The organism is Phyllobacterium sp. 01N428, from assembly GCF_056399405.1.
In genome coordinates this window covers 513,416-533,716 of sequence record NZ_JBFTRH010000001.1, presented here as the reverse complement: position 1 = coordinate 533,716, position 20,301 = coordinate 513,416, and the positions used below count along the sequence as shown (strand labels likewise).

The window sequence follows — 20,301 nt, the reverse complement described above, 5'->3', positions numbered from 1 at the left end:
CAGGAGGCGACCGAACCACCGATCAACCTCCCTTAAGAGCGAATCGACATGAGCATCGCCTTGCTTGAACGTGCTTCACCTACTAAAGATCAGCGCATGGTTTCGCAGGTTGATTCAACGCCCTCGCCTCTTGTGGCGCCTCACCTTGTTTCGGTGCTCGGTCGCATCGGCACGATGGAGGTCTGCCTTGCCCAGACCGAGGACGAGATCGAGTCGGCGCAGCAGCTTCGCTTCAAGGTTTTCTTCGACGAACTCGGCGCCAAGGGATCGGCGACGCTCGAACAGCGCGATGCGGACCGTTTCGATCCAGTCTGCGACCATCTTCTGGTCTATGATACCTCGATCGCCGGCCCCAAGCACAAGCAGATCGTCGGGACATACCGCCTGCTTCGTTCAGAGCGGGCTTCCGCATCGGGCGGATTCTATTCAGCCAGCGAATATTCAATCGAAAGCCTCGTCGACGCCAAGCCGGATCTGCGCTTCCTTGAACTCGGGCGCTCCTGCGTTCTGCCGGAATACCGCTCGAAGCGCACCGTGGAGCTCCTGTGGCAGGGGATCTGGACCTATTGCCGCCATCATTCGATCGGGGTGATGTTCGGATGCGCCTCATTCCAGGGAACCGTTCCTGCAGCCCATGCGCTGCAACTTTCGTTCCTGCAGCATAATTTCCGCGCGACGCCCGATTGGGACGTGCGCGCCTTGCCTGACCGTTACCAGGCAATGGACCTCGTTCCGGCCGAGGCGATCAACCCGCGTGTCGCCATGTTTGCCATGCCGCCGCTCATCAAGGGCTACCTTCGCCTTGGCGCGATGATCGGGGACGGCGCCGTCATCGATCACGATTTCGGCACGACAGATGTGTTGATCATCCTGCCGGTCAGCCGCATCGCTGAACGCTATGTCAGCCACTACGCCGCGGAAGCAAAGCGCTTCGCTTGAGATCATCTGTGGAGAAGAATGCAGGAAACCCGCTACAGAGGTGGGTAAATCCTGCGTTTGCGCATAGATTGCTCCAGACTGGACAAGGGTCTATCAGGAGAGCGCATTGGCGGAACTTGCAACCATAATCGAAACGGCTGCCTACGATGCCGAGCCATCGGCGCGGCCGACGCCGATGATGGAGCAATATATCGAGATCAAGGCGACGAATCCCGACAGCCTCCTGTTTTATCGGATGGGCGATTTCTACGAGTTGTTCTTCGACGATGCCGTCGCAGCATCGCGGGCGCTCGGCATTACGCTGACCAAGCGCGGCAAGCACCTCGGCGACGACATCCCGATGTGCGGCGTGCCCGTCCATGCCGCCGATGATTATTTGCAGAAGCTCATCGCGCGCGGCTTTCGCGTCGCTGTCTGCGAGCAGATCGAAGATCCAGCCGAAGCAAAGAAACGCGGCTCGAAATCGGTCGTCAAGCGCGATGTCGTCCGCCTGGTAACGCCGGGGACGATCACCGAGGAAAAGCTGCTCGATCCATCCGAGGCCAATTATCTGATGACGCTCGGCCGTGTGAAGGGCGCAGGCCAAGGCCAGTTCGCGCTCGCCTGGATCGATATTTCCACCGGCACCTTCCGCGTCGGCGAAACCGACCCGTCCCGCATGCTCGCCGATATATTGCGGGTCGAACCGCGCGAACTCATCGTCGCCGATCCCGTTTTCCACGATCCGGACCTTCGTCCGATCTTCGACATTCTCGGTCGCTCAGTCACGCCGCAGCCGCCAAGCCTTTTCGACAGCGCAACGGCGGAAAACCGCATCCAACGCTATTTCGATGTCGGCACGCTCGACGGGTTCGGCCAGTTTTCGCGGGCCGAACTTTCGGCGATTTCCGGCGCCATAGCCTACGTGGAAAAGACGCAGATCGCGGAGCGTCCGCCGCTGATGCGCCCGGAGCGCGAGTCGGAAGGCTCCTCGCTCTTCATCGATCCCGCGACGCGCGCCAACCTCGAACTCCTGCGCACCCTTTCCGGTAATCGCGATGGCAGTTTGCTCAAGGCCATCGACCGGACGGTTACCGGCGGCGGCGCGCGATTGCTATCCGAACGGCTCACCGCGCCGCTGACCGACCCGGAGGCCATTTCCACGCGTCTCGATTCTGTCTCCTTCTTTCTGCTGCAGCAATCGCTTGCCGACATTGTCCGGGAAACGCTCAAAGGGGTGCCGGATATGCCGCGCGCTCTCTCGCGGCTCGCCGTCGGACGGGGTGGCCCCCGGGACCTCGGCGCGCTCGCACGCGGGTTTGAAGCCGCCGACGAGATCGGCCGCGTCATCGGAACCGAGATCCTGCCGAGCGAGCTTGCGAGGGTCCGCGATTGCCTCGCCGGGTTGCCGCGCAATTTCCTCAGCCATCTGGAAGCGGCGCTTGCCGATGAACTGCCGCTCCTCAAGCGCGACGGCGGTTTCGTGCGGCCCGGCTACAATGCCGAGCTTGACGAAATGCGCGCCCTTCGCGACCACTCACGCCGCATCATTGCCGGCCTCCAGGCCGACTATATGGAGACGACGGGCATCAGGTCGCTGAAGATCAAGCACAATAATGTGCTGGGTTATTTCATCGAGGTGACGGCCAACAATGCGTCGGTGATGACCGATACGGATGCGGCCAAGGCAAAGTTCATTCATCGCCAGACCATCGCCAATGCAATGCGCTTCACGACGACCGAGCTTGCGGAACTCGAAACCAAGATCGCCAATGCGGCGGACCGCGCGCTCGGCATCGAACTTGATGTTTTTGAGCAGCTGACGCGGGAGACCGTCGAAAATGCCGAAGCGATACGCGCCGGGGCGGCGGCACTGGCGGCGCTCGACGTCTCGGTGTCGCTCGCGGTCCTTGCGGAGGAACAGGGCTATTGCCGTCCGCTGGTGGATGACAGCCTGGCCTTCGCGATCATCGCCGGACGCCATCCCGTTGTCGAACAGTCGCTACGGCGCCAGGCCGCAAACCCGTTTGTGGCCAATGACTGTACGCTATCTCCCGAGGGAACCAGCAAAGGCGCGATCTGGTTGCTGACCGGACCGAACATGGGCGGTAAATCGACGTTCCTGCGCCAGAACGCGCTGATCGCGATCCTAGCTCAGATGGGCTCGTTCGTGCCGGCGGGCTCGGCCCATATCGGCATCGTCGACCGCCTGTTTTCGCGGGTCGGCGCATCCGATGATCTCGCCCGCGGCCGCTCGACCTTCATGGTGGAGATGGTGGAAACCGCAGCGATCCTCAATCAGGCGAGCGACCGCTCGCTCGTTATTCTTGATGAGATCGGGCGCGGTACGGCGACCTTCGACGGCCTATCCATCGCCTGGGCCGCGGTCGAATATCTGCATGAGAAGAACCAGTGCCGGGCGATCTTCGCCACGCATTTTCACGAGATGACGGCGCTTTCCGAGAAGCTGCCGCGCCTCGGCAACGTCACGATGCGGGTCAAGGAATGGGACGGCGATGTCGTCTTCCTGCACGAGGTCGCCAAGGGCGCGGCTGACCGGTCCTATGGCGTTCAGGTCGCCCGCCTCGCCGGCCTGCCGGAAGCGGTCGTCAGCCGGGCCCGCGACGTTCTGCACCAGCTCGAGGCAGGCAATACGTCGGGCAAGGCCGATAAGCTGATCGACGATCTGCCACTGTTTTCTGTTGAAGTGAAGCGCCAGGCACCCAAGCCGGCACAGGGAAAAGACAGCGCCCTGCTCGCCGCGCTCACCGGCGTCAATCCCGATGAAATGACGCCACGCGAGGCGCTTGAAGTGCTCTACCGCCTGAAAGGCATTGCAGCAACGAATTCATGAAGGGCGTGTTTGACCTGTTTCAAATGAAGTCATTCCGTTTGAATTGATTTCGCGCTATAGCGAGCCATCATCCATAAAGTCGTGTTCATGAACGCCTCAGACCTGAAACTGGAACAGATCGTCAACCCCACCATACTTCATCGGCAGTTTGAAGATCTGGTCAAGGCGGCGAAGGACAATGGGGCAGCATCCGTCGATCGCAACGACGTGCTGCAGCTTGTCAAGCAAACGCTCGCATCCGGCCGCAAGAAGGCGGAAGAGCTGCTGATGAACGATGCCGGGGGCACGCGTTGCGCCATGCGGCTTTCCTTTCTGATGGATCAGATCATTTCGGCGCTCTACGAATTCGCGGTTGCTCATGTCTATCCTGCGGTAAACCCTTCGACAGCGGAGCGCATGAGCATCGTCGCGGTCGGCGGCTATGGACGCGGCGCCCTGGCGCCGGGCTCGGATATCGATCTTCTGTTTCTCTTGCCCTACAAGCAAACGCCGTGGGGCGAACAGGTTGTAGAGTATATCCTCTACATGCTGTGGGACGCCGGGCTCAAGGTCGGGCACGCCACCCGCAATCTCGATGAATGCATTCGTCTGTCGCTGGCGGACATGACTATACGCACCAGCATTCTCGAGGCGCGTTATGTCTGTGGCAATGAGGAGCTGTTCACTTCGCTGGAAAAGCGGTTCGACGACGAAGTGGTCAAGGGAACGGGTCCGCAATTCATCGAGGCCAAGCTTGCCGAACGCGATGCGCGCAACCGCAAGGCCGGCGCCACGCGCTACCTGGTCGAGCCCAACGTCAAGGAGGGCAAGGGCGGCCAGCGCGACCTGCATACGCTGTTCTGGATCGCCAAATACTACTACCGCGTCAAAACCAGCGATGAGCTGGTCAAGCTCGGTGTGCTGTCGCGGTCGGAGCACAACAAGTTCCGCAAGGCCGAGGACCTTCTATGGGCGGTGCGCTGCCACATGCATTTTTTGACCGGCAAGGCCGAGGAACGGCTCTCTTTCGATATCCAGAGCGAGATCGCACGGCGACTTGGCTATACGGCGCATCCCGGCCAGCGTGACGTCGAACGCTTCATGAAGCACTACTTCCTCGTTGCCAAGGAGGTCGGCGACCTGACGCGCATCATTTGCGCGGCACTCGAGGAAGAACAGGCCAAGCATGTGCCCGGCTTCAACAGGATTTTCCTGACCTTTTCCCGTCGCAAGCGCAAGATCGCCGGGACAAGCGATTTCGTCATCGACAACCATCGCATCACCATAGCCAATGACGGTGTCTTCGAGAAGGACCCTGTAAACCTCATCCGCCTGTTTCACTATGCGGACCAGCAGGGCCTCGAGTTTCATCCCGATGCGATGCAGCTCGTCACCCGTTCGCTGTCGCTGATCAATAGCGAATTGCGGGAGAACCCGGAAGCGAACCGGCTCTTTCTCGAAATCCTGACTTCCGAGCGCAATCCCGAGCTGATCTTGCGGCGCATGAACGAATCCGGCGTGCTGGGTAAGTTCATCCCGGATTTTGGCAAGATCGTCGCGATGATGCAGTTCAACATGTATCATCACTATACGGTCGACGAACACCTCCTGCGCTGCATCGCGGTGATGTCGGAGATCGACCATGGCGATCTTGGCCAGGAACACCCGCTGGCCAACCAGATCATGCCGGGGCTCAAGAAGGATCGCAAGATCCTCTACGTGGCGCTGCTCCTGCACGACATCGCCAAGGGACGTCCCGAAGATCATTCGACTGCAGGCGCCCGCATCGCAAGGCGGCTAGGACCCCGGCTTGGCCTCTCCAAGGCTGATACGGAGACCGTCGCCTGGCTCGTCGAGCAGCACCTGACCATGAGCCGGGTTGCGCAATCGCGTGATCTCAACGATCGGAAGACAATCGAGGATTTCGCCGAAATCGTGCAATCGCTCGACCGCATGAAGCTGCTGTTGATCCTCACCATCTGCGACATCAAGGCGGTGGGTCCGGGCGTATGGAACGGCTGGAAAGGGCAGCTGCTCCGCAATCTCTTCTATGAGACAGAATTGCTGCTGACCGGCGGCTTCTCGGAGGTTCCGCGCAAGGAACGCACCGAACATGCACGGTCTCAGCTCGAACACGCACTGTCTTCCTGGCCGCAGATCGAGCGCCAGTCCTACCTGGCGCTGCACTACCAGAACTATCTCCTGACCGTCAGCCTCGACGACCAGATCCGCCACGCGAACTTCATTCGCGAATCCGATGCGGCCGGCAAGACGCTGTCCACCATGATCAAGACCCATGATTTCGAAGGCGTCACTGAGATTACGGTTCTATCGCCGGACCATCCACGCCTGCTCTCGATCATTGCCGGCGCCTGCGCCGCGGCGGGCGCCAACATCGTCGATGCGCAGATCTTCACGACCAGCGACGGGCGGGCGCTCGATACGATCCTGATCAGCCGCGAATTTCCGACCGATGACGACGAGCGGAGGCGGGCGAAGAATGTCGGCCGCCTGATCGAGGATGTGCTTTCCGGCCGCAGCTATCTTCCCGAAATGCTGGCGGCGCGCACCAAGCCGAAGCGGGCGGTTCGCGCCTTCCGTATCGAACCCGGCGTCGAAATCAACAATACGCTCTCCAACAAGTTCACCGTCATCGAGGTGGAGGGGCTCGACCGGCCCGGCCTTCTTTCAGAGATCACCGGGATCATTTCCGATCTTTCGCTCGATATCGCCTCGGCGCATGTGACGACTTTCGGCGAAAAGGTCATCGACGTGTTTTACGTGACGGACCTCGTCGGCCAGAAAGTCACCAACACGGCGCGGCAAAACCGCATTCGCAAGAAGCTGCTCGCGCTCTTCGGCGAAGGCGACATAACCACCGCCCAGCCGCAGCGGCAAAACATCCTCATGACGGCGGAATAAATGAGTCTCGTCAAGAAATTTGCAACTGTCGCATCCGGCACGCTGATGAGCCGCGTCTTCGGCTTCACCCGCGAAATGCTGATGGCGAGCGCGCTCGGCACAGGGCCGATCGCCGACGCTTTCAACGCGGCCTTCCGCTTCCCCAATACATTTCGCCGGCTCTTTGCCGAAGGCGCTTTCAACGCTGCCTTCGTTCCGCTTTTTGCCAAGGAGATCGAGGCAAACGGTCTTGATGGGGCGCGGCGCTTCTCCGAAGAGGTATTCGGCGTCCTCTTCACGGTGTTGCTGACGCTGACGATCCTGATGGAAGTGTCGATGCCGCTGATCGTGCGCTATGTCATCGCGCCGGGCTTTGTCGAGGATCCGATGAAGTTCGACAATACGGTGCGCATGGCGATCATCATGTTCCCATATCTCGCCTGCATGTCGCTGGCGGCGATGATGAGCGGGATGCTGAATTCGCTGCACCGCTATTTTGCCGCTGCGATCGCCCCGGTCTTTCTCAATGTCATTCTGATCGGCGTCCTTGCCTATGCCTGGTATACGGGCCAGGACGGCAGGCAGGTCGGCTACGCCCTCTCCTGGGGTGTCATGGTCTCCGGCCTCGTGCAACTTGCGATCGTGTGGATTGCGGTGCGCAATGCCGGCATCACCATCGGTTTCCGCCTGCCGCATCTTACCAAGAACGTGAAACGCCTGCTGGTTCTGGCACTTCCCGCGGCGGTGACCGGGGGCATCACGCAGATCAACCTTCTGATCAACACCAACATTGCCTCGGCGAAATCCGGGGCCATTTCCTCGCTCGCCTATGCCGACCGCATCTACCAGCTGCCGCTCGGCGTCGTAGGCATTGCCGTCGCTACCGTGCTTTTGCCGGAGCTTGCACGCGCGCTGCGCTCGGGCAACCTCAAGGAAGCGTCGAGCCTGCAGAACCGCTCGGTGGAATTCACCCTGTTTCTGACGCTGCCGGCAGCAGCGGCACTGCTCGTCATGTCCGAACCGATCGTTCGCATGCTTTACGAGCGCGGCAATTTCTCCCCCACCTCGACGCATACGGTCGGCAATATCCTTGCCGTCTACGGGTTGGGGCTTCCGGCTTTCGTGCTGATCAAGGCGTTCCTTCCCGGGTTCTTCGCCCGTGAGGACACCCGCACACCGATGATCTTTGCGGCAATTGCCGTGGCGGTAAATGTCTCCCTCGCCCTCACGCTCTTCCCGATCATGTACGAGACCGGCATCGCCACCGCCGAGATCGTCGCTGGTTGGGTCAACGCCATCCTGCTCTTTGCGACCTTGGTTTGGCGCGGCCACTGGGGACGCGACATCCCTCTCCTCACCCGCATCCCGCGACTGTTCATATCCGCGGCTATCATGGCGGTCGGCCTTCATTACGCGATTATCTGGATGGGCCCTGCGCTTGCACCGCATGCGCCGCTCCACACGCAGGCCGTTGCCGTGCTGACGTTGGTCATCCTTGCGATGATCTCCTACTTTGCCCTTGCCTTCGGCACGGGCGGTGCCAGCCTTGCCATGATCCGCCGCAACGTGAAGCGCGGCGCGAAGGCCGCTGAAGCAACGCCGACGGATGCCGCACCATGAGCCGCCGCATCGGATTGATCACGCTTGTCGTGCGCGACTATGATGAAGCCATCGCCTGGTACACGCAGAAGCTCGGTTTTCGCCTCGTCGAGGATACGGCGCTTTCTGAATCAAAGCGCTGGGTGGTCGTGGCGCCTGGCGACGGCGGAACGCGTATCCTCCTTGCAAAAGCGGACGGACAAGCCCAGGAAGCCGCCACCGGCAACCAGACGGGCGGACGGGTTGCTTTCTTTCTTCACACGGACGACTTCGAGCGCGATCATTCGGCGATGGTCAAATCAGGCGTCATCTTCCTTGAAGAGCCACGCCATGAGCCATATGGCAGCGTCGCCGTGTTCCAGGATCTCTACGGCAACAAGTGGGACTTGCTCGAACTGAAGCAGCCAACGATATAGGGCTTGAATACTGCGTGTGGCTCTGCCAAAACCGCGCTTCACTGCCATCGGCGCCTGCAAGCCCGATCCCCGAACGATCAAGGACGATTAATGAGCACGTTTGAACAGCTCGTCTTTTCCGGTGTCCAGCCAACCGGCAACCTGCATCTCGGCAATTATCTTGGGGCTATCCGGCGCTGGATCGCTCTGCAGGAAGACTATAACTGCATCTATTGCGTGGTCGACCAGCATGCCATCACGCAGGCCATGTCCGTGTGGGGCGGCCCGGCCGAGCTGATGCGCAACACGCGCGAGGTGACAGCGGCGTTTCTGGCTTCAGGTATCGACCCGAAGAAGCACATCGTCTTCAACCAGAGCCGCGTGCGCCAGCACGCCGAGCTCGCCTGGGTGTTCAATTGTATTGCCCGCATGGGGTGGCTCAACCGGATGACCCAGTTCAAGGACAAGGCCGGCAAGGACCGCGAAAACGCGTCCGTCGGGCTCTTCACTTATCCGAACCTGATGGCGGCCGACATCCTCGCCTATCGCGCTACCCATGTGCCGGTGGGCGAAGATCAGAAGCAGCATCTCGAACTCACGCGCGACATTGCGCAGAAATTCAATACGGATTTCTCCGGCCGCATCGCCGAACTCGGTCTCGGCGTCGAGACGCAATCGGGCGACGAGACCATAGCCAGCTTCTTCCCGCTGACGGAACCTGTCATCGGCGGGCCGGCTGCGCGCGTCATGAGCCTGCGCGATGGCACCAAGAAAATGTCCAAATCCGATCCCTCGGATCTGTCCCGCATCAATCTCATCGACGATGCCGATACGATCTCGAAGAAGATCCGCAAAGCCAAGACCGACGCCGAACCGCTGCCGTCCGATGTCGAGGGTCTCAAGGACCGCCCGGAAGCGGACAACCTCGTCGGCATCTATGCGGCCTTGATCGATGCGGACAAGGAAAAGGTAATCGGCGATTTCGGCGGCCAGCAATTTTCCGTGTTCAAGCCGGCACTTGCCGACCTCGCAGTCGAGCGTCTCGCGCCGATCGCCGCGGAGATGCGGCGTATTTCGGCCGATCCGAGCTATGTCGACTCCGTCTTGAAGGACGGCGGCGAGCGGGCAGCCGTTCTCGCCGAGAAGACGCTGCGCAATGTGCGTGATATTATCGGCTTCCTGCAGGACTAGGACCGAGTGCTGCAAGGGGTGGACGATCACATCGGTTAGGGCAGGAACGGGCACATGGTATCGAGACGTCTCAGCCGGGAAGCGGGCCATCGCCGCAAATTTCTAGCCGTTATCGACGAGACGCCCGAATGCGAGCGGGCGGTAGCCTATGCCTCGCGCCGCGCCAAGACGACAGGCGGCGTGCTGCTCCTCCTTTTCGTCATCGACACGGCCGATTTCCAGGCTTTTCTCGGCGTCGAGCAGATCATGCGGGCGGAAGCGCAGGAGCGGGCAAGCGCGACGCTGAGCAAGTTCGCTGCCACTGTGCGCGGGACGATCGGTATCGAATCCGAACTCGTCGTGCGCGAAGGGCTCACATCGGAAGAGATCCAGAAGCTGATCGAGGAAGACCAGGACATTGCCATCCTCGTCCTTGCGGCAGGCTCGGGCAAGGAAGGCCCGGGGCCCCTCGTTCAGTCGCTGGCGGGACGCGAATCCTTCCCCATTCCTGTCACGGTTGTCCCATACAATCTCTCCGACGAGGATATCGACGCGATTACGTGATCCCGCCGCGAAACGTGATACAATCCTGACTTGAACAGTTGAGTTTTAAGGCCTATATCGCCTTTGAACAATTCTAAACTAGACACGCGAGATCCGTCATGTTTATCCAGACCGAAGCAACGCCCAATCCGGCGACCCTCAAGTTCCTGCCTGGGAAGGTGGTTCTGGACCAGGGGACGGCCGATTTCCGCGATGCCCAAAGCGCGGGCGCAGCTTCTCCGCTTGCCGGCAAGATCTTTGCAATCCCCGGCGTATCCGGGGTCTTCTTCGGCTATGACTTCGTCACCGTCACCAAGAGCGACGGTCCGGAATGGCAACACCTGAAGCCGGCCATCCTCGGCGCCATCATGGAGCATTTCATGTCCGGTGCACCGATCATGACGAGCGCCACGCAGGTTGCCGACGATGCTGAACGCGATTCCGAAGACGAGTTTTTCGACAGCGCGGACGCCGAAATCGTCGATACCATCAAGGAACTGCTTGAGACGCGGGTGCGCCCGGCAGTTGCGCAGGACGGCGGCGATATCACCTTCCGCGGCTATGAGAACGGCACGGTTTTCCTCAATATGCGCGGTGCATGCTCCGGCTGCCCCTCATCGACGGCGACCCTGAAGCACGGCATCCAGAACCTGCTTAAGCATTTCGTACCGGAAGTCCAGCACGTCGAATCCGTCTGAGCTTCCACGCTTTAATGTAAAAAAGGCCGCCTCGAGCGGCCTTTTTATCGGCGCCCCGGATCGACGGTGTCGATGCCGGAATCAATGAAATCTTTGACGTTCCTTGTCGCAAGCTTCGCTCCTCGCGACTGCGCGATGGCCGCAATTTGTGCGTCAAATTGGGACATGGTCTTACCCACACGGCGACGTTCACCAAGAATGTCGGAATACGACATCGCCGCAGACGCATCGAACGACAAAATCCGGTCGGCCAGGTCTTCGATAAACATAAGGTTGGCCGCTTCCAAAAGCGCCTGCTTCCTCCTGCCCTCGGGCAAGAGCGAGAGCCCGTAAAAGATTTCGGCCTGTGTGATGGTCGTCGTAAAGAGGGAAGCGACGGGCTGTTGGCCGAGCCAGGCAATTACCTGCTCGTCAGGTTCAGCCTTCATCAACTCCGAAACGACATTCGTATCGAGGATAATCATTCGCTGAAGTCGATAGGCTTTCGCACGCCCTCACGGGGAACAACAGGCAAATCCACCCCGCCGAGCCCTTTGAAGCGTTCAGCGATAATCTCCGCGAGATTTTTCGAAGGATTGCTTTCCTGTGCGAGGGCCGCGCGCAATATATCACGCGCCTCATCTTCCATGGATTTCCCATGCTGGGCAGCGCGAATGCGGAGACGAGATTTCAACTTCTCATCGAGGTTTCTGATCGTCATGCTCGCCACGTCTGCCTCCATCACCTCTCATGCCATATTAATCATTGATTGCAAATCAATCAATGATTGCATTTGCGTGGGAGACAGGGTGTCATTGGCTTTACACGCGGGGCTTGAGCTAGTTCACCGCGCCAGGCCCTGGAATTGCCCCGGGTGGGCATTTGCCGAGAATGATCATGCCGAGGACTTCATCCTCGGTCACGTCGGTGACCTTCGCCGTGCCGACGACCTGACCATTCTTCATCACCGCCACACGATCGGCGAGGTGGAACACGTCGTGAATATCGTGGCTGATCAGGAAAATGCCGATACCTTCGCTCTTGAGCTGCTTGATGAGTTCCCCGACTTGCGCCGTCTCCTGCGGCCCCAGGGCCGCCGTCGGCTCATCCATGATGAGAATGCGGGCATTGAAGAGGATGGCGCGGGCAATCGCCACCGATTGGCGCTGGCCGCCTGAAAGCGCCTTGACCGGGTCCTTGAAGCGTTGGAACCGCGGATTGAGCCGGCCCATCACTTCGCGGGCGCTGTGCTCCATTGCAACATCGTCGAGCGTTCCCCACGGCGTCATCAACTCGCGGCCAAGATAGAGATTGGCAGCCGTATCGACGTTGTCGGCAAGGGCAAGCGTCTGGTAGATCGTCTCGATGCCATAGGCCTTGGCATCGCGCGGATTGTTGATCGTTGCCTCCTCGCCATTGACGCGGATTGTGCCACTGTCGCGCTTGTAGGCGCCGGAGAGCACCTTGATCAGCGTCGACTTGCCGGCGCCATTGTGGCCAAGCAGTGCCACGACTTCGCCCGGATACAGGTCGACCGAGGCGCCATCTACGGCGCGTATGCCGCCAAAGGCGATCGAGACGTTTTCGATATCGACGAGAGGGGTTTGTGCATCGGTCATGTTTTAATCTCCCTCAAGCGGTACGGCGGCGATAGATCGTGTCGAGCCAGACGGCAACGACAAGCACGATGCCGACAACGATATTCTGCAGCGGCGTTTCGAGACCGAGCATGACCATGCCCGAATTCAGCGACTGCATCAGCAGCGCGCCGATCATCGCGCCGGCAATGGTGCCGACGCCGCCGGCGAGCGAGGTTCCGCCGATGACAGCGGCTGCGATCGTCATCAATTCATCGAGCGTGCCTTGCGCATTGGTGGCAGCGTTGAGGCGGGCGGTCGATATCGCGCCGGCGATGGCGCACAGAATGCCCATGATGATGAAGATTTTCATCGTCACCCAGCGCGTGTTGATGCCGGCAAGATCAGCGGCTTCCGGGTTGCCGCCCATGGCGAAAACGTAGCGGCCGAAACGCGTGCGCGTCGTCACGAAGGTCATGATGATGCCCGTTGCGACCGCGATCAGCACGGGGATGGCGATGCCATGCGGGATGAACAGGCCGCCATCCGGAATGGTGATGTTGCTGGCCTCGGCATATTTGCGGACGATACCGATCGGCCAATAGTAATGATTGGCGATCGAAACTGCGCCGAGGACGAGAAAACAGGCGATCGCCGCCATGAAGGCCTCGGCCCAGACCGGACGGCGGGGAAAGTTGAAACGCTTGCGCTGCCGCCGGCCGTTGACGATCATGCCGACAATGGCAAGGCAGGCGACAATGCCGACAACCCAGCTCCAGGTCGCCCCGATCGACCCTTCCGGCCCGCCGCCCATGAGGCGGAAGGTCGAATCCATCGGTGCCACCGTGCGACCTGACGTGACCCACCAGGCAGCACCGCGCCAGACGAGCAAGCCGCCAAGTGTAACGATGAAGGCCGGAACGCCGAGGAAGGCGATGACGAAACCCTGAAAGCCGCCGATGAGCGCGCCGACGACAATACCGAGCCCGAGTGCAATAACCCAGGTGAACGGCTGTTCGAAGCCGATCAGTTTCGGCAGGATTTCGGCCTGCGTCACGCCCATCACCATACCGACAAACCCAAGCACCGAGCCGACGGAAAGATCGATATTGCGTGTGACGATGATAAGGACCATGCCGGTCGCCATGACGGCGATGGAAGAGGTCTGGACCGAGAGGTTCCACAGATTGCGTGGTGTCAGGAACTGGCCGTTGACGAGGCCGCCGGTTAAAAACTGGAAGGCAAGCCAGATGATGACGAGCGCTCCGATCATGCCGAGGAGGCGGGTATCGAGCTCGGTCGCCTTGAAGAACCTGGCAACGAGACCGAGTTCGGAAGCGCGAGCCCGGTCAAGACTGATGGCCGGATCACTCATGTTAATCTCCCAGTTTTATTTTCTTTTAGAACGCCGCCGATCCAGTGGACCAGCGGCGCTCAATTCTATCAGACTTGAAGGTGTTAGTTGCAGGCCGGTACCGAGCCAGCCTTCACGCCCTGGCAGACGACGTCCTTCGTCACCCAGCCGGCATCAATGACGACGCCGAGATTATCCTTGGTGACCGGAACGGGCGTCAGGAACACGGCGCTGACCTCGACCTTGTTGGCGCCGCCGGCAAACTTCTGAACGTTCGGGATCTCTTCCATCTTCTTCCCGTCGGCAAGAGCCGAAGCGATGCCGGCAGCCTGCTTGCCGAGTTCGCGGGAGTCCTTCCAGATCGTTACCGTCTGGGTGCCAAGGGCAACACGGTTAAGCGCGGCAAAGTCGGCATCCTGCCCGGAAACCGGAACGGTGCCAGCAAGGCCCTGCGCCTGGAGAGCGGCAATGGCGCCCCCTGCGGTACCATCATTTGCCGCAACGACTGCGTCGACCTTGTTGTCGTTGGCGGTCAGGAACTGCTCCATGTTCTTCTGGGCATTGGCCGGCAGCCAGCCGTCGGTATAGGCTTCGCCGACATTCTTGATCTTGCCGCTGTCGATCGCTTCCTTCAGCACTTCCTGCGCGCCGGAAAAGAGGAAATCGGCATTCGGGTCAGCCGAAGAACCCTTGATGAAGACGTAGTTGCCTTCCGGCTTGACGGCGAAGACGCCGCGCGCCTGCATGCGGCCGACTTCCTTGTTGTCGAAGGTGATGTAGAAGGCATCCTTGTTCTCGATGAGACGGTCATAGCCGACGACCGGAATACCTTCGGCAACCGCCTTTTCGACGGCCGGGCCGATGGCGCTCGAATCCTGTGCAAGGATGATCAGCGCGTTGGCGCCCTGCGAGATCAGGCTCTCGACATCGGTGAGCTGCTTGGCGGCAGAGGATTGCGCGTCGGCGGAAATGTACTTGTCGCCATTTGCCTCGAGCGCCTTCTTGATCGCTGCCTCGTCGGTCTTCCAACGCTCTTCCTGGAAATTCGACCAGGACACACCGACGATCTTGTCTTTGGCCAGAACAGGCCCCGCGAAAGAGACAGCAAGGACAGCAGCGCCCGCGAGAGCGGTTGCATATTTCTTCATGGTAATCCTCCCAGTGCACACAGCACGATGACTGATGAACGAGGGCCTACACCTCCGACCCGCGTCTAAACCCCTTTTATTTCGAGGCTCGAAAAAAATAGTGACTTAAAAGCATTTCCATGTCAACATGGATTTTGATAGGCATAACCCATTGCAACGCAACAACATTTTTGCATTGCACAAAAAGTGGGTTATGGGGAGGAGTGGAGTTTGTTGATCGATGAGATCGCGCGTCCCGACGATGTCAGGCGCCAGAATCGTAGACTTGCGCTGATGGCTTTGCGCCGTCACGGCCTCCTGTCGCGCACCGATATCGTGGCCCAGACCGGGCTCAGCCCCTCGACTGTTTCCGCCATCACGACCTCGCTGATTTCCGAGGGCATTATCATCGAAGCGCGCGAGGGCGACCTCGGATCCAACCGGCGCGGGCGCCCGCAAATTGCCTTGGTGCTCAACCCCGACGTTGCGAGCGTGGTGACCGTGGAGCTCGCGCTTAACCTCGTCCATGCGGTTCTCTACGATTACAAGGGCCAGGTCGTCGCTGAAATTTCGGAGCGGGTGCCGACCCTTGAAATGTCGGCGGACGCGCTGTTTCAATCGATCATCGCCATGCTGGACAGCCTCATCGATACACGCCCTTCAGGGACCGGCCCGTTGATGCACATTTCCATGGGGGTCCAGGGCGTTACCGACGCCACGGGCGCCACCATGCTGTGGTCGCCGATCACGCCGGACACGAACATCGCCTTCGGCAAGGTCCTGTCGCAGCGTTATGGCGTGGATGTTTCGGTCGCCAATGATTGCAACATGATAGCTGAAGCGTTGCGCTGGACCGATCCAGAACACTACACGGAGAATTTCGCAGCAATCCTGCTGTCGCATGGCATCGGCATGGGCCTCTATCTCAAGGGCAAGCCCTTCGTCGGGGCGCACTCTTCGGCCGCAGAGTTCGGGCACATGTTGCACATCCCTAAAGGCGCGCTGTGCCGATGCGGCCGGCGGGGCTGCATCGAGGCCTATGCCAGCGACTATGCCATACTGCGGACGATATCGGGCGAGAATGAATCCACCCCGCCGCCGCAGGATATAGATCCCTCGACGTTCGCGGCCGCCGCCGTCCGGGCCCGTACCGGTGGCGGCGATGAGGGTGCCGCCTTCCGCAAGGCCGGCCAGGCGATCGGCGCAGGCCTTCGCAGCTTGTTTTCATTGATTGATCCCGTGCCGGTGGCATTGGTTGGACCCGGGGCCGGCGTGTTCGATCTCATGGAAGAGGAATTGCGCGGCGTCATTTCCGGCACTTCCGGCTGGGGCGCGACGCAGGATCTCAGCATACGCTGTTATCCGGACGAACATCCGCTTATCGTACAGGGCTGCCTGATGACGTCCTTGCTGCACCTCGACACGCAAATCTTCGCGCCGGGCGACCTCAAAGAACCTCAATTGAAGCACGCCCTCTAACACCCCAAGGAAGGAAGGCAGCATGTATCTCGGGCTCGACCTCGGCACATCCGGTGTCAAAGCACTTCTGATCGACGAGAACCAAAAGATCGTCGGCTCCGGCACGGGACATCTCGACGTTTCGCGCCCGCATTCAGGCTGGTCGGAACAGGATCCTTCGCGCTGGATCCGGGCGACGGAAGACGCTGTTGCCGCCCTCAAGGCGAACCATGGCCGCGAACTCTCTGCCGTCAAGGGCATTGGGCTCTCCGGACAGATGCACGGCGCCACACTGCTCGATGCCGGCGATCAGGTGCTTCGGCCCTGCATCCTTTGGAACGACACCCGCAGCCACGCGGAAGCGGCCGAGCTCGACGCCAACCCGAAATTCCGTAGCCTCAGCGGCAACATCGTCTTCCCCGGTTTCACCGCCCCGAAGATCGCCTGGGTTCGCAACAACGAGCCCGATATTTTTGCGCGGCTGCAGCGCGTTCTGTTGCCGAAGGACTATTTGCGTTTCTGGCTGACGGGCGAACATGTGTCCGAAATGTCCGACGCGGCCGGCACGTCCTGGCTCGATGTCGGCAAGCGCGCGTGGTCGCCGGAACTGCTTGCCGCAACCGGCCTCGATGAAAGCTACATGCCCTCGCTGGTCGAGGGAACCGAGGTGTCCGGCATCCTGAAGCCCGATGTTGCGGCGCGCTGGGGCATGGGCGACAAGGTGGTGGTAGCAGGCGGAGCCGGGGACAATGCGGCATCGGCCTGCGGCATGGGCACTGTCGGAGAAGGCCATGCCTTCGTTTCGCTCGGGACTTCCGGGGTGCTCTTTGCCGCCAATCGTGCCTATCTGCCCAATCCCGAAAGCGCCGTGCACACATTCTGCCATGCGCTGCCGGACACATGGCACCAGATGGGCGTTATTCTTTCGGCGACCGACGCCCTGAACTGGTATGCCGGAATCGTTTCCCGCAAAGCCGCCGAACTCACGGACGAACTTGGAGCAGATCTGCGCACTCCATCGGGCGTGACGTTCCTGCCCTATCTCTCAGGCGAACGCACCCCGCTCAACGATTCAGCGATCCGCGGGTCGTTCCAGGGGCTCGAACATGCGAGCGACCGGGCAGTTCTGACGCAGGCCGTGCTCGAAGGTGTCGCTTTCGCCTTCCGCGACTGCCTTCATGCCCTGGCCGCCGCCGGCACCAGGCTTGAGCGCGTCACGGCTGTCGGCGGCGGATCACGCTCCACCTACTGGCTTAAAGCCATTGCCACCGCGCTCAACATACCGGTCGACGTACCGGCGGATGGGGATTTCGGCGCGGCCTTTGGTGCTGCTCGCCTCGGGCTTATCGCTGCCGAAGGCGCGGACCCGCATGCCATCTGCGTCGCGCCGGCAACGGACACGACCATCGAACCGGACGCGAACCTGATCGGGGCCTTCGACGCGGCCTACAATCGCTATCACAACCTCTATCCAGCACTAAAGGGAGTTCAATCATGAGCAGCGGGTTTTTCGGAGATATCAAGCCAGTCAAATATGAGGGGCCGGACAGCAACAATCCGCTCGCCTACCGCTTTTACAATCCCGACGAGAAGGTCCTTGGCAAGCGCCTCGAGGACCATCTTCGCTTCGCCGTCGCCTACTGGCACTCCTTCGTCTGGCCAGGCGGCGATCCTTTCGGCGGCCAGACCTTCGAACGCCCCTGGTTCAACGACACCATGGAAGGCGCCAAACTTAAGGCCGACGTTGCCTTCGAAATGTTCTCCATCCTCGGCGCGCCCTATTTCTGCTTCCATGATGCCGACGTGCGTCCCGAAGGCGACACCATCAGCGAGAGCAACAGCCGCCTGCACGAGATCGCCGACTATTTCGCCGGCAAGATGGAAAAGACCGGCACCAAATTGCTCTGGGGCACGGCCAACCTCTTCTCCAACCGCCGCTATATGTCGGGCGCAGCCACGAACCCCGATCCGGATGTCTTTGCCTATGCGGCAGCCACCGTCAAAAGCTGTATCGACGTGACGCAGAAGCTTGGCGGTGAAAATTACGTGCTATGGGGCGGACGCGAGGGCTATGAGACCCTGCTCAACACCGACATGAAGCGTGAACTCGACCAGATGGGCCGGTTCCTGAGCCTCGTCGTCGAGTACAAGCACAAGATCGGCTTCAAGGGCACGATCCTCATTGAACCCAAGCCACAGGAACCCACCAAGCACCAGTACGATTACGATGCGGCGACGGTCTACGGCTTCCTGAAGCGTTTCGGCCTGGAGAACGAAGTGAAGGTCAACCTCGAACAGGGCCATGCCATCCTTGCCGGCCATTCGTTCGAACATGAGCTGGCGACAGCGGCGGCGCTCGGCATATTCGGCTCCATCGACATGAACCGCAACGACTACCAGTCGGGCTGGGACACGGACCAGTTCCCGAACAATGTTCCGGAAATCGCGCTCGCCTACTACGAGGTGCTGAAGGCCGGCGGCTTCACCACAGGCGGCACGAATTTCGACGCCAAGCTGCGCCGCCAGTCGATAGACCCGCAGGATCTTCTGATCGCCCATATTGGCGGCATGGATACCTGCGCGCGCGGCCTCAAGGCAGCGGCAAAGATGATCGAGGACAAGGCGCTGACGAGCTTCGTCGACGATCGCTATGCCGGATGGTCGACGCCCGAGGCTAAGGCGATGCTCTCGGGCAAGGAATCGCTCGACGCGATCGCCAAACGGGTCGAGGACAAGAACATCCAGCCGCAGCCGCGCTCCGGCCGTCAGGAATATCTGGAAAATATCGTCAACCGCTACGTTTGACCGTTCGAAGCCTTCGGTACGGTTGGTCGCCGACAACACTGCGGTGCCCGCTCCCTTCCCTCCCCCTTGTGGGGAGGGTCGGACGGAGGTCCGGGGTGGGATGAAACTTTCCCCCGCCCCATCGTACCTGCACTAAACGTGCTGGCCGCCGTTGATATGAATCTCTGAGCCGGTCACATAGGAAGAGGATTCGGTGCAGAGGAAATAGATCGTCTCGGCGACCTCGGCGGTCTTGCCGAGCCGGCGCAATGGCAGTTGCTCGACGAGCTTATCCGTCCCCGGTGACAGGATCGCCGTGTCGATCTCGCCCGGCGCGATCGCATTGACCCTTATGCCGTGAGGCCCGAAATCCGAAGCCATTTCGCGAGTCAGCGAAGCAAGCGCGGCCTTCGACGTGGCATAGGCCGTACCGGCAAACGGATGGACGCGGCTGCCAGCAATCGACGTGACGTTGACCACTGAACCTTGGGCAGCCTCGAGTTCATTGAACAGGCCGCGCGCGAGCATGATCGGCGCGAAGAAATTGACCTGGAACACCGTCATCCACGTCTGCATCGGCGTAACGATCGAATCGAGCCGGTCGCCGGCACTATTCTTCGGCGATATGCCGGCATTGTTGACGAGTGCGTTAAGCCTGCCGCCCTCGGCCGCGAGGCGGCTGCGGATCTCCGCGACAGCGTGATCGACGTCGGCAGGATCGGCAAGATCGACCTTGATATGGTCGTCAGGACCCGCAGGCCAAGGGCAGTTTTCGGAAAAATCCTGGCGCGAGCAAGTGATCACGCGCCAGCCGGCGCGCGAAAAGCGCTTGACAGTAGCGTGGCCGATACCGCGGCTTGCTCCGGTAAGGACAAGGACCTTGCGTGGCTCATCATTGGACATGGCGATACTCCGTTGCATCAGCCTTAGAGCAATGTCAGCCTAAATTCGAGGCTTATCATGTC

The 20,301-nt window shown here is 60.4% G+C and carries 17 protein-coding genes; 11 read left to right on the top strand and 6 right to left on the bottom strand.

The genetic code is table 11. The features are described from left to right. Window positions 1–96 precede the first annotated feature (96 nt). The 8 genes from olsB (at window position 97) to AC1DNI_RS02500 (ending at window position 11,057) form a co-directional block, all read left to right on the top strand. Window positions 97–939, top strand: coding sequence for a l-ornithine N(alpha)-acyltransferase (gene olsB / locus AC1DNI_RS02535; RefSeq protein WP_477690706.1), 843 nt, complete (start codon window positions 97–99; stop codon window positions 937–939). A 175-nt stretch (window positions 940–1,114) separates the two neighbouring features. Further along, on the top strand, window positions 1,115–3,772 hold the full coding sequence (mutS, locus tag AC1DNI_RS02530; protein ID WP_477691462.1) for a DNA mismatch repair protein MutS: 2,658 nt from the start codon (window positions 1,115–1,117) through the stop codon (window positions 3,770–3,772). Between the two features lie 87 nt (window positions 3,773–3,859). Next, window positions 3,860–6,673: a [protein-PII] uridylyltransferase gene (locus AC1DNI_RS02525; RefSeq protein WP_477690705.1), complete on the top strand. Its 2,814-nt coding sequence runs from the start codon at window positions 3,860–3,862 to the stop codon at window positions 6,671–6,673. Then, complete coding sequence (gene murJ, locus AC1DNI_RS02520) at window positions 6,674–8,272, top strand: murein biosynthesis integral membrane protein MurJ (RefSeq protein ID WP_477690704.1); 1,599 nt, start codon at window positions 6,674–6,676, stop codon at window positions 8,270–8,272. Then, window positions 8,269–8,667, top strand: coding sequence for a VOC family protein (locus AC1DNI_RS02515; RefSeq protein WP_477690703.1), 399 nt, complete (start codon window positions 8,269–8,271; stop codon window positions 8,665–8,667). The genes murJ and AC1DNI_RS02515 overlap by 4 nt, the downstream gene beginning before the upstream one ends. A gap of 90 nt (window positions 8,668–8,757) precedes the next feature. Next, a complete protein-coding gene (trpS, locus tag AC1DNI_RS02510) occupies window positions 8,758–9,837 on the top strand; it encodes a tryptophan--tRNA ligase (RefSeq protein ID WP_477690702.1) in 1,080 nt (359 codons plus the stop codon). 54 nt (window positions 9,838–9,891) lie between these two features. Then, window positions 9,892–10,380 (top strand): universal stress protein, encoded by a 489-nt coding sequence (locus tag AC1DNI_RS02505; protein WP_477690701.1) that lies wholly within the window; start codon window positions 9,892–9,894, stop codon window positions 10,378–10,380. Window positions 10,381–10,478: 98 nt separating this feature from the next. After that, window positions 10,479–11,057: a NifU family protein gene (locus AC1DNI_RS02500; protein ID WP_091946887.1), complete on the top strand. Its 579-nt coding sequence runs from the start codon at window positions 10,479–10,481 to the stop codon at window positions 11,055–11,057. Window positions 11,058–11,101: 44 nt separating this feature from the next. Here AC1DNI_RS02500 and AC1DNI_RS02495 read toward each other — a convergent pair whose 3' ends face one another. The 5 genes from AC1DNI_RS02495 to xylF all read right to left on the bottom strand — a co-directional run bounded on the left by AC1DNI_RS02495 (window position 11,102) and on the right by xylF (window position 15,115). Further along, complete coding sequence (locus tag AC1DNI_RS02495) at window positions 11,102–11,521, bottom strand: PIN domain-containing protein (RefSeq protein WP_477690700.1); 420 nt, start codon at window positions 11,519–11,521, stop codon at window positions 11,102–11,104. After that, on the bottom strand, window positions 11,518–11,766 hold the full coding sequence (locus AC1DNI_RS02490) for a FitA-like ribbon-helix-helix domain-containing protein (RefSeq protein WP_477690699.1): 249 nt from the start codon (window positions 11,764–11,766) through the stop codon (window positions 11,518–11,520). Before AC1DNI_RS02490 ends, AC1DNI_RS02495 begins: the two co-directional genes overlap by 4 nt. 109 nt (window positions 11,767–11,875) lie before the next feature. Next, entirely contained in the window at window positions 11,876–12,655 is a 780-nt protein-coding gene (locus AC1DNI_RS02485) for an ATP-binding cassette domain-containing protein (protein WP_027230638.1), read from the bottom strand. 13 nt (window positions 12,656–12,668) lie between these two features. Beyond that, window positions 12,669–13,988, bottom strand: a complete 1,320-nt coding sequence (locus tag AC1DNI_RS02480; protein ID WP_477690698.1) for a sugar ABC transporter permease — start codon at window positions 13,986–13,988, stop codon at window positions 12,669–12,671. 83 nt (window positions 13,989–14,071) lie between these two features. Beyond that, complete coding sequence (xylF, locus tag AC1DNI_RS02475; RefSeq protein ID WP_027230640.1) at window positions 14,072–15,115, bottom strand: D-xylose ABC transporter substrate-binding protein; 1,044 nt, start codon at window positions 15,113–15,115, stop codon at window positions 14,072–14,074. 213 nt (window positions 15,116–15,328) lie between these two features. On the opposite strand from xylF, the gene AC1DNI_RS02470 reads away from it, so the two are divergent. From AC1DNI_RS02470 to xylA, 3 genes are read left to right on the top strand one after another with little or no spacing between them, the layout of a single operon-like run. After that, window positions 15,329–16,573 (top strand): ROK family protein, encoded by a 1,245-nt coding sequence (locus tag AC1DNI_RS02470; protein WP_477690697.1) that lies wholly within the window; start codon window positions 15,329–15,331, stop codon window positions 16,571–16,573. Between the two features lie 22 nt (window positions 16,574–16,595). Next, window positions 16,596–18,050, top strand: coding sequence for a xylulokinase (gene xylB, locus AC1DNI_RS02465; protein WP_477690696.1), 1,455 nt, complete (start codon window positions 16,596–16,598; stop codon window positions 18,048–18,050). Continuing rightward, window positions 18,047–19,357, top strand: a complete 1,311-nt coding sequence (gene xylA, locus AC1DNI_RS02460) for a xylose isomerase (protein WP_477690695.1) — start codon at window positions 18,047–18,049, stop codon at window positions 19,355–19,357. Before xylB ends, xylA begins: the two co-directional genes overlap by 4 nt. Before the next feature lie 132 nt (window positions 19,358–19,489). On the opposite strand, the gene AC1DNI_RS02455 is transcribed toward xylA, so the two are convergent. Then, on the bottom strand, window positions 19,490–20,239 hold the full coding sequence (locus AC1DNI_RS02455) for an SDR family NAD(P)-dependent oxidoreductase (protein ID WP_027230644.1): 750 nt from the start codon (window positions 20,237–20,239) through the stop codon (window positions 19,490–19,492). Window positions 20,240–20,301 lie beyond the last annotated feature (62 nt).